Below are 9,584 nucleotides of genomic sequence, written 5' to 3'. Positions count from 1 at the left end.
CACGCAGAACATCTCTGGAGTCCTTCTTACTTTGCTTGCTCTGTGGGAGGAGCGCCGATTGAAGTCTTGAAATCGTATATTAAGAATCAAAATTCGCCCTAGAAGGGCGAGGCTTGTATCCCCTTCTTTTGGTCAGCTATGCCTTGCACAAAAGGATGTTGTAGACAAGCCTGCGCTAAATCTTGATTTGCTGCCCACAATTGGTTAGATAGAGTCATTAGTTGAGAGTCAATTGTCAATTGTCAATAGTAGAGACGCAAAATTTCGCGTCTCTACTATTTTAAAAAGGTAGAAATTGTAATAATACTGAGCCAAGACTGCCGACAAAATCAAAAAAGCTCCCTTTGCCTTGAGTGACATTTTCTTGATAAGGTGTTTGCAGTTCTTTGATAAAAGCTTGGGCTGTTTGGGTTCCTGTGCCATTTTGTTGAGTATTAAATAGCTTTTCGGCTATTTGAGCATCTTCCATAGCACCTTGACGATCAAAAATTTGGTAACGAGCTACACCACGGGCTAGGTAAGCTCCAGCGTATTCTGGTTTAGCTGCGATCGCTTGATCAAAATACTTAATTGCTTGTTGATGGTTGCCTTTTTGTCCTTCTGCTATTCCCCAAGCATAAAATTCTTCTGGTGTGGCAATTTGTAAAGGTATGCCCATTGCACCTTGAAAGTTAGTCCCACTTAGGTAAGCACTGGTAAATTCTGCATTGCCTAAATAACTATTTCTTAAATCTGCACCAGCCAGATTTGCTCCATTTAACTTAGCTTCGGTTAAATTAGCACCAAATAATCCCGCACTACTTAAATTTGCACCCCGCAAATCAGCACCAGCTAAATTGGCGCGACTGAGATTTGCCCCAGCGAGATTTGCACCGCTTAAATTGGCTCCCGATAAATCAGCCATAACTAAACCTGCACCAGTTAAGTCACAGTTCTGACATTGTTTAGTTGATAATAACTTGTGTATATGTTCAGAATTTGCTGCTTGGGCAGTATGACTGAGACTGAGGGCGCTTAGAAATATCGCTGTTGCTAAAATGTGGCTTTTCATACTTAAGTTTTGCAATATTTATTTACTGCTCAAAACCCAAAAATAGGCTATAAATTTATACTTCAGCCTATGATATGAAGACTTTGAGCAGATTGCCCTCAGTAGATGCCTAGATTACTGATAAAATTGCGTAACAGCTAACTTGCCTGAGTTATCAATATTAACTTCGTTACTTGTACGAGTTGGCGAAGACCAACCCATCTCGGCAATTAAGCTCAGAGCAAATGTTAGAATAGTTGCTAGTAAGAGTTTTTCCAGCATAATTGGAACCCCCACACCTGCTAATAAATAGATAAAGCTTATAAAGTTAGTAAGTATAAATTATCAACACCCAAAGGCTAAGTTACACGGACTTGAGGAGCAGTGATGCAGGTCTAGTTTTTGAGTGATTTTAGTCACAGGTCAAGAAAGTGTGCAGAAACTTTGAGCGTTCTGCTCGGCATTTTGACATCTGGAGTTCAATGTTCGAGTTCGGAAGGCGAAGTTTCAAGCTTGTTGCTGAAACTGGCCGAGTAACCAAGCGCAAACTTCAGATTGACTGGTTTCACGGCTACGGCGTAAAGCTTCTTCTAAAATTGCGATGAGCAGTCCTGGCAAAACTTGTGATTCTTGAATACGTTTACTACCTTGGTCTGCTATGGTGTAGGCGATAATTTGGGCATTCTGCACATCAACTACCCAATATTCAGCAACGCCTAATTCTTCGTACAGTGAGCGTTTTGTTCCTAAGTCATCAAGTAAGGATGTTTTCGCAATCTCAATCACTAAATCTGGTACAGGATAGCGCTCAAGGTTCACAATTCCTGTACCAGATGGTATAGTTTGGGCGCGTTCTCTGAGGTAATATGCTACATCAGGCTGACAGTCTTGAATTCCTGTCTTACGAAAGGTGGTAGTATCTAAACCTGTAGCTGGGATTCCTTTTAAAGTTGCAAATAGAGTTATCGCAAATATAATTATTACATGGTCTTGACCATGATCAAAACTAACTGGTGGCATTTCCAGCCTCATGTGTTCTTTGTAATAATAACTTTTTGCCTGATCACTCTGTAGTTCAGTGAGTGTTTGTAAATATTCTTGCCAAGAAGCAGAAATCCATGTGTTTGTAGGTAACTGGGTTTGAGTTTCACTCATTGTCTAACCCTTTTGCCAGTAAGTTATATCTCTTGTAACTCACATTCGGAGTTTTTTGCTCGACACTTTGACCTCGGAAGTAAAATGTTCGAGTTCGGAAGGCGAAGTTTCAGGTTTTGAAGTCGAACTTTTAAGTTCAGAGGTGCAACGGTGGAGTTCTGAAGGTGAAACTTCGAGTTCGGAAGGCGAAGTTTCGAGCTTTTTGCTCGGATGTTGGTTTTATGAGGTCGGCAGTTTGTGTTCTGAAGTGGAACTTTCGAGTTCTGAGGTTGAATGATAGTGTTCGGAAGGCGATTTTTGGTAGTAATCAAATCTTCTAGCTAATTCAGCTGGTAGTTGTTGTCATTATTAATCAAGGACTTGAACAGAAATTTCAGCTACCAGTTCCCAAAGAGGAGGAGCATCGGGATCAAAAAAAATTGTTTAATTTGGATATCTCATGGATATTAGTGTTGGGTTTCGTTTTGCTCCACCCAACCTATCCAAAATCATATTTTTCTAGTTAAATCACTTAGGTTGATATACGAAAAATTTCGGCATAATAAATAGTTATGCGTAATATGGGAAGAAAAGGCAAATGATATATTTCGATATTAGCGATATTAGAAGAATGATAAAAATGTTTGCACCGACAGCAGACTTTGACAGTTCCTTTACTTTTTACTATGACGAAACTAATAATATTAGAAAATTCTATTTGAGAGAAATTGATTTTAATAGCTCTTTTGCTGCAAACTTCGTTTTAGGTGGCTTAGTTTACGAAGGGATGACACCTGACATTAAACCTTTATTTGATAAGCTTAATTTGCAAAGCAATATTAAAGAAGTAAAACTTAAGCATATTGCTAAAGGGGATTTTATTGAATGTTTGAAATCTGACAAATTGAATTATTTCTTGAAATATTTAAACGAAAATGAGTTTTACATTCATTATTCAAGTTTAAATATTCTTTACTGGTCTATTGTCGATATTGTTGATTCTGCAATTCTGAACTCAGAAGTAGCAATCCAGTTACATCCAAGCTTCTGGAATTATCTAAAAAATGACCTATATAAGCTTGCAAAACTCGAAATTAATTCGGTAATAGAACTGTTTTATAATTTTGATTATCCTAATATTAAAAAAGAAGCCGTTTTGGAATTTATTGAAGCATTAATTTTCATATTCAATAAATATATTGAAACAGAAGAATTTCATTTTGGACTGGAATCTCTCAGACAAATACTCAAAGAAGCAAACAAAAATAACTCACTTCCATTTATAATGGACGAAGAAGACCATATTTTGATTCAAGACTTTTCCCAATTCTATATAAGACCTATTTATTTATTCAAGAATTCAAATCATATTTTCGATAATGAAGTGGCTATCTCGAAAATACTTGCAAACTACAATATAATTGATGGTAATCAAGAAGTTCACAACTATTACTTTGTTGATTCATCCAGTCACTTACTTATTCAGGCATCAGACATTTTTGTTGGTTTAATTGGGAAACTTACTAATTATATAAACACAAGTTCAAGAGAGAAAATCGCAAATGATTTTGTTGCATTGTCTGAAAAGCAATTGAATAATATTAATTTTTTCATAGATTTAATAGAAAAATCCCATAGTAAGAATGTTGGTTTTTTGCATTCAATAGATAGTTATGAAGAATTGACAAAAATGGACTTAATACGCGAAATCAGAAATAGCAACAAAGCATAACAACCCTGTTGGATCTGAATAAATAGTCTTCTTCGCCAAGATTTGGTTCGATTTGGAAAACTATATGGGAGTCGGTCGAGTTCTCATTTGTAAAGCCTAGTAATGAGCTTTTTTGTATAAAATACTGCTGCGATCGCATTCTTAACTTCACCCTTCAAGCTTTGAACTCGGAACGCCGAGCTTTTTACTCAAACCTTGCTGTTCAGAACTCGAAACGTCGAGTAAATTACTTAAAAAATCAAGCTCAGACCTCGGAACGCCGAGCAATTTACTCCAACATTCGAGTTCTGAGCTTTAAAATTGTACTTCTGAAGTGCAACTGTCGAGATATTTTCTACAACGCTGCTGCTTGAGACTTTGCTTTCCGGGGTTTACGGGCGAATCTTTGCCCCATTTCCTCAACTACTGTATCTAATCCTCCGGTTTGTTCACTGGCTTTAGCATAGTTATATATTTGTAAGGCGGCTGCATAAGCTTCACTACCCACCGCTAAAGAAGTATCATCAACCAGTTCTTGTAATTGGGTCAAAGCTAACAGTAATGGATACAATGCTTCAAATAATTGCACATCTTTTCGCATCTCTTCTAAGTCAAAAGAACGTGGTAAAAACTCTGGGTTCTGTGTCGCCACTTCTAATGCTTTACTAACAAAGGCGCGGCTTTTATCTCCCATCTTGGGTAAGGCTTTTCGCTCTTCGTTACTCAAGTCAATTAAAAATGGTAGCTTTTCTTTAATGGTGGTAATTGCTTGTAACAAAGAATCTCTATCTTTAGCAGTCAACGTTGCACTTACAGGACTCCTCGACATTAACCTTAATCTCCAGTATTGTTTTCTAATTTAGAGTTCCCATATAGACAAGCCAAATTTATAGGTAAAAACACAGTTTTAATCACACCAATACTGCATTTTACAGCCTACATTAAACTATAGTTATGTAATGTGTTTTCATCCCGACTATTTTAAAAGCACTTTAGGAGGAATAATGATGACACAAAATATACAAAGAACTGAAATTTTGTATGAAAGTGATTTTGTAGCTTGGTGTGAAAGAACTGTAGCTCAACTTAAGGCGAAAGATGTAGACAATCTGGACTTTGATAATTTAATTGAGGAAATTGAAAGTTTGGGAAAGAGCGAAAGAAGGGAAATGAGAAATCGCCTCCTAGTTTTGATAGCTCATATTCTCAAGCGGATGTATGTTAATAGTCCAGAAAATTTCAACGGTTGGGAAGTAACTATTGTAGAACAACGCAAACAATTAAAAGGTTTATTGAAAGACTCACCAAGTTTAAAACCTTATCTTACACAAATATTTCCCGAAGTCTATACTGATGCTTTAGACATTGTTGCTGTGGAATATAAACAAACAGAGTTTCCTGATACTTGGCAATTTGATTTTGAAATAGATTCACTTTTAGTTAACAAATATTGGGAAGCAAATTAAAAATAGTTAATTCCGCATATTCAGATTTCACCTTTTTTAACAAACCAATTATCAATGGTTAAACCGTTAAAAAACTCAAAATCAGAAACGTTATTAGTGACTAAAATTAGATTATTACAGAAAGCGATACTTGCAATTTGACCATCTACAAAAGCTGCTGTTTTGCCAATCTGGGATAATCTAACTCTTTCTTGGGCGTGCCATTGTGCCGCCTTTAAATCATAATCAAAGACTGGTAAGTTTAATACTGACTCATAAATGTAATTACGAAGTGAATCTCGCCGCTTAGAATCTGGCAACCGCAAACAACCATATAGAAGTTCATGAACAGCTACGGTAGAAACAGCGATTTCTAATTTATGAATATCTAGTTGATGTAAAACATTGGCATTAGGAATAGGACGTGCTGGTTCTGAGAGTATATTAGTGTCAAGTAAGAATCTCAAACTCATAAATCAATTTCTCTACCTACACTCTTATCTCGTAAGTCAGTAAAATCCTCATCAGTAAAGATGATATCTTCGCTTTGGATGATGTTTCTAAAATTTTGTAATTCCTGCCAAAATTTATCGCCTCTAGATTCTTCTTTTTTCTTAAGCAGAAATTCAAATAAATAGTCTTGTTCTTCTGTAGGCAAACTATTAATAGAATCAATAAGTTCTTGTAAGTTCATCATAGAATTTCTTCTAAACTCTAAGTTGGCTAACCTTATTTTAAATGGTATGGATTTTGTTTCACGCTCCAGGCGCAGAGAGAGTAAGAGTTTTTATGAAGAAGCCATCACCCAGACACAGAGTAATTTTGGTAATCTGTTGGGTGATGGCTGGAAGTTTGTGGTTACAAGTACAGGACTTACGCACGAGTCAGGGAATAACGTAGACGCGATAGCGGCTTGCCGCAGGCTACCGCAGAGGCGCAGAGTTCACGGAGAAATGAGAGTTTTAGAGAGTTTTTGTGTAAGTCCTAGTATTAATTAACTAACCGATCGCAGAAATTGTGATACCAGTGACGGCTATAGCACCAGCGATCGCACTTGCTACAAGTGAGGTGAGTGCTGTACCAAATAGCCACCAAGCGGCGTTAGCAACGGTTTTTCTGGTTTCTTCGGCTTGTTTTTTAGTTTGTTCTTTGATGCTTTGCAAGCGTTCTTTGGTGATTTGCTGAATGCGTTCAGCACGTTCTAGGACGCTATCGCGTGCGGCTTCGATTTGGTTGATAATTCGGTTAGCGTCTTCCTCAGAAATATCTTGACGAGAACTGAGGATGCCAACTAAGGTATCACGGTCGAATTCACTTAGGCGATCGCGCAAGGCATCAAATCCGGCTTGGGGGTCATCAAACAATTTCGCAAAATCATGTTTGATGTCTTCATAATTGAGTTCAGGAAGATTCAGGGAGTTGAGATAGTTGCGAATTCTACCTGTAACTCGCTGGGTTGCAGATTGCACGCCTTGTTGAATCTGTTGGAATTGGCGAACAATCGAGTCACGCGCCGAAATTATTTGATCGGCGATGCGATTAACTTCGTCTTCGGAAATATCCTCACGTTGGGATAGTAACGCCACAATTGTGGAACGGTCAACTTGAGAAAAGCGATCGCTTAAATTACCAATTCCAGCGCGGGGATCTCGCAGCAGCAGTTGTAAGTCGCGCTTAATGCTGTCTGGGTTGAGTTCCTCTTTATTGGCGTTACGCAGATAATCTTCTAGGTTCGCTTCAAAATCGACAACTCGCTGAATACCACGTTTTGCCAAGCGGCGCGGTGCTTTGATAATATCTCGAATTGCATCTTGCGCTTGGTCAATTAGCCCTTCGACTTGTTCTTCGCTTAAGTCTTGGCGTTGACTGACGAGTTTAACTAAGGTTTCGCGGTCAATTTGCGAGAGACGATCGCGGATTGCAGAAAATCCTGCTTGGGGATCAACTAGCAATTTTTCTAAATCACTGCGAATACCTTCAGGGTTGAGTTCTTCGAGGTTTGTGTTGCGGAGATAATCTGCGATCGCAGTTGTGGTTTGTTCGTACTGTTCTTTAGCTTTATCGGCTATAGCTTGCGGGGTTTGCAAGATGTTATCTCTAACTGCTTCAAGTTGATCGAGAGTTTGATTAATTTCATCCTCGTTCAAATCTTGACGCTGAGAAAGCAGACTAACTAAAGTTTCGCGGTCAAACTGTGATAAACGCTGACGCAACAAGTTAAACCCAGTTTGGGGGTCTTGCAGTAAGGTGCTGAAATCACGGCTAATACCTTCAGGATTGAGTTCTTCCTTATTAGTATTGCGGAGATAATCTTCTACTCTTTGCCGTAATTCTTCTGTTTGGTTTTTGGCTTGTTCTTCTAATTTCCCTAAAACAGAATCCCGGACGCTTTCGAGTTGATTCAGCAGATTATTCGCTTCTTCTTCGCTGAAGTCTTGACGCTGCAACAATACTTGTAAAAAGATGTCGCGGTCAAATCCCTGTAAACGTTCAGTTAAATCTGCAAAATCAGCGTTTAATTCTGTCAGTAGTTTAGAAAAATCTCGCTCAACCGCTTCATTATTCAGTTCTTGTTTATCAGTGGAACGTAGATAATTTTCAATTAAGTTCCGCAAATCTTGACTTTTATCTTTAACTTCCGCCTGTTGCAAAGTTTCTAAAACTTCTTGGCGAATTTCTTCCATTTGTTGCGAAATTTCTTTGACTCTGACTTCGCTAATATCACTGCGGCGGATGAGTAAATTAGCAAATTCTTCTTGGTTAAATCCCTCTAATTCCCGGCGCATAGTTGCCGCATCTGCTTGCGGGTCATAGATGACATCGCGGAATTCATCTTTAATTGTGATGCGGTTAAAGTGCCAAGGTAAGGAATTTTGAATGTAAGCTTCGATATCTTGACGGTAATTAGAGTTTGATGAACCACCTGTTGATTTGGTAGTTTTTTCAATAGTTTCTTGAATTTGGTGAGTAATACCCTCAATATCTAGATCCTGAACTTTATCTTTCAGCTTTTGTAACTGATTGGTGATTTTGTTCACATCTATATTAGAGGTATTTACTCTTTCTAAAACTATTGGTAAAGCGGCACTAAAACCAGATTGAATGGCTTGTTTCATTATGCCGTTGCTGCCGTTACCGTTACCGCCTACAGTTACTAATTCTTGCAAGCGATCGCCTAATTCATCGGATTGCAATTCTTCAGGTGTAGCGGATGTCAGTAAGTTAATTACTTGCTGTGCTGGATTGCGTTTAGCTAAAGTTTGCTGCCAAGCACCTTCTAATTGGTCAGCAATTTTATTGACATCAGCTTTAGAAAAATCTGTGCGATCGCTAATTAAATCAACAAAGGTTTGCCGATTAAAATTTTGCGTTAAATCACTATCAGGAATAGATTTCCAATCGATATCGCTGAAAATTTTACCAAATTGGTTGCGGATATCATCAAAATCTAGTTGTGGTCTTTGCAGATTATTCAAAGAACTTTGCAGCGTATTTTGAATACTACTAACATCAAAACCAGAAGTTAATTCTCGTCGGACTGCGGCTGTAATATCTTCTGCTGTCGAAACTATCTGTTGTTTTGCCACATTTGAACTAATAGCATTTGTGGCAGTTCCCATCAGTGCTTTAAAGCCAGAATTAGCTGTGCTGGCAATAGAACCGATTAATGAACCGACTGTAGAAGAACCAAACCATACTACTAGGAAAAAGTATGCAGACCAAATAACTACGCCAATAATAGCTCCTAAAAATGCACTATCAATTAAGCTCAGTTTTACGGCGAAGAAACAAGCGGTAAATAATGCAATACTAGAAGTTATTAATGCCCAAATTCCGACTTGGTTTTCGACTTTGCGAATCGTTTCACCGAGACTTTCTGAGTCATCGTTAGAAGATGAATCACTGCCTAAATAAGAAATTCCGGCGGCAATGGAAAAGTTAGTTAATAATAGTTGAAAAGCAAATGCCATGAAGACACCAGCTAACAATGCAACTAAAAATTTAGGGCCGGAGAAGACAACTGATACTTGTTCTGGGGTTAATACTTCCTGTACTTCGGCTATGGCTGCTAATCCACCACTCAGCCAATGCCATCCTAAAAAATTATCGACAATTTGAAGCATAGTATTTTCTCACTCATGCTCATTAAATGCCAGTTATTGTTAAAGTAACTGGTTACTTTCTACGCTAGTTATCAATTTCTTTAACTATCACTTTCTTAGGGGGTAATGTAGGCTTCCAGAAGAGGTAGTTTTAAACTGAG

10 protein-coding genes and 1 pseudogene are annotated in these 9,584 nt (G+C 38.0%); 3 read left to right on the top strand and 8 right to left on the bottom strand.

Going from position 1 to position 9,584, the window contains the following annotated elements:
- A partial coding sequence (locus H6G69_RS11920; RefSeq protein ID WP_190686431.1) for a transposase occupies positions 1-102 on the top strand: 102 nt, incomplete at its 5' end.
- Positions 103-131: 29 nt separating this feature from the next.
- Here the strand turns inward: H6G69_RS11920 and H6G69_RS11915 are convergent.
- From H6G69_RS11915 to H6G69_RS11900, 4 genes and pseudogenes are all read right to left on the bottom strand, one after another.
- A pseudogene (locus H6G69_RS11915) lies at positions 132-218 on the bottom strand (TenA family protein); the annotation flags it as partial.
- A 62-nt stretch (positions 219-280) separates the two neighbouring features.
- Complete coding sequence (locus H6G69_RS11910) at positions 281-1,051, bottom strand: pentapeptide repeat-containing protein (RefSeq protein ID WP_190686428.1); 771 nt, start codon at positions 1,049-1,051, stop codon at positions 281-283.
- Positions 1,052-1,165: 114 nt separating this feature from the next.
- The gene (locus H6G69_RS11905; RefSeq protein ID WP_190686425.1) at positions 1,166-1,312 is read right to left on the bottom strand and encodes a hypothetical protein; all 147 of its coding nucleotides are present in this window, start codon (positions 1,310-1,312) and stop codon (positions 1,166-1,168) included.
- Between the two features lie 225 nt (positions 1,313-1,537).
- Entirely contained in the window at positions 1,538-2,185 is a 648-nt protein-coding gene (locus H6G69_RS11900; RefSeq protein ID WP_190686422.1) for a Uma2 family endonuclease, read from the bottom strand.
- A gap of 619 nt (positions 2,186-2,804) precedes the next feature.
- Here H6G69_RS11900 and H6G69_RS11895 point away from each other — a divergent pair.
- Positions 2,805-3,896 carry a DUF3800 domain-containing protein gene (locus H6G69_RS11895; RefSeq protein ID WP_190686421.1) on the top strand — a complete coding sequence of 364 codons (1,092 nt, stop codon included), beginning with the start codon at positions 2,805-2,807 and terminating at the stop codon, positions 3,894-3,896.
- 334 nt (positions 3,897-4,230) lie between these two features.
- Here the strand turns inward: H6G69_RS11895 and H6G69_RS11890 are convergent, their stop codons facing one another.
- On the bottom strand, positions 4,231-4,704 hold the full coding sequence (locus H6G69_RS11890; protein ID WP_190686418.1) for a hypothetical protein: 474 nt from the start codon (positions 4,702-4,704) through the stop codon (positions 4,231-4,233).
- 178 nt (positions 4,705-4,882) lie between these two features.
- On the opposite strand from H6G69_RS11890, the gene H6G69_RS11885 reads away from it, so the two are divergent.
- The gene (locus tag H6G69_RS11885; protein WP_190686415.1) at positions 4,883-5,341 is read left to right on the top strand and encodes a DUF29 domain-containing protein; all 459 of its coding nucleotides are present in this window, start codon (positions 4,883-4,885) and stop codon (positions 5,339-5,341) included.
- A 20-nt stretch (positions 5,342-5,361) separates the two neighbouring features.
- On the opposite strand, the gene H6G69_RS11880 is transcribed toward H6G69_RS11885, so the two are convergent.
- The 3 genes from H6G69_RS11880 to H6G69_RS11870 form a co-directional block, all read right to left on the bottom strand.
- Positions 5,362-5,793: a type II toxin-antitoxin system VapC family toxin gene (locus H6G69_RS11880; RefSeq protein ID WP_190686412.1), complete on the bottom strand. Its 432-nt coding sequence runs from the start codon at positions 5,791-5,793 to the stop codon at positions 5,362-5,364.
- Positions 5,790-6,017 carry a hypothetical protein gene (locus H6G69_RS11875; protein ID WP_242072042.1) on the bottom strand — a complete coding sequence of 76 codons (228 nt, stop codon included), beginning with the start codon at positions 6,015-6,017 and terminating at the stop codon, positions 5,790-5,792. Before H6G69_RS11875 ends, H6G69_RS11880 begins: the two co-directional genes overlap by 4 nt.
- Positions 6,018-6,318: 301 nt before the next feature.
- Complete coding sequence (locus H6G69_RS11870) at positions 6,319-9,444, bottom strand: MFS transporter (protein WP_190686409.1); 3,126 nt, start codon at positions 9,442-9,444, stop codon at positions 6,319-6,321.
- Positions 9,445-9,584 lie beyond the last annotated feature (140 nt).

Source organism: Nostoc sp. FACHB-110 (genome assembly GCF_014697425.1).
Lineage (GTDB): Bacteria > Cyanobacteriota > Cyanobacteriia > Cyanobacteriales > Nostocaceae > Nostoc_B.
The sequence above is the reverse complement of the archived record's forward strand: the minus strand, read 5'-3'. Positions and strand labels throughout refer to the sequence as shown.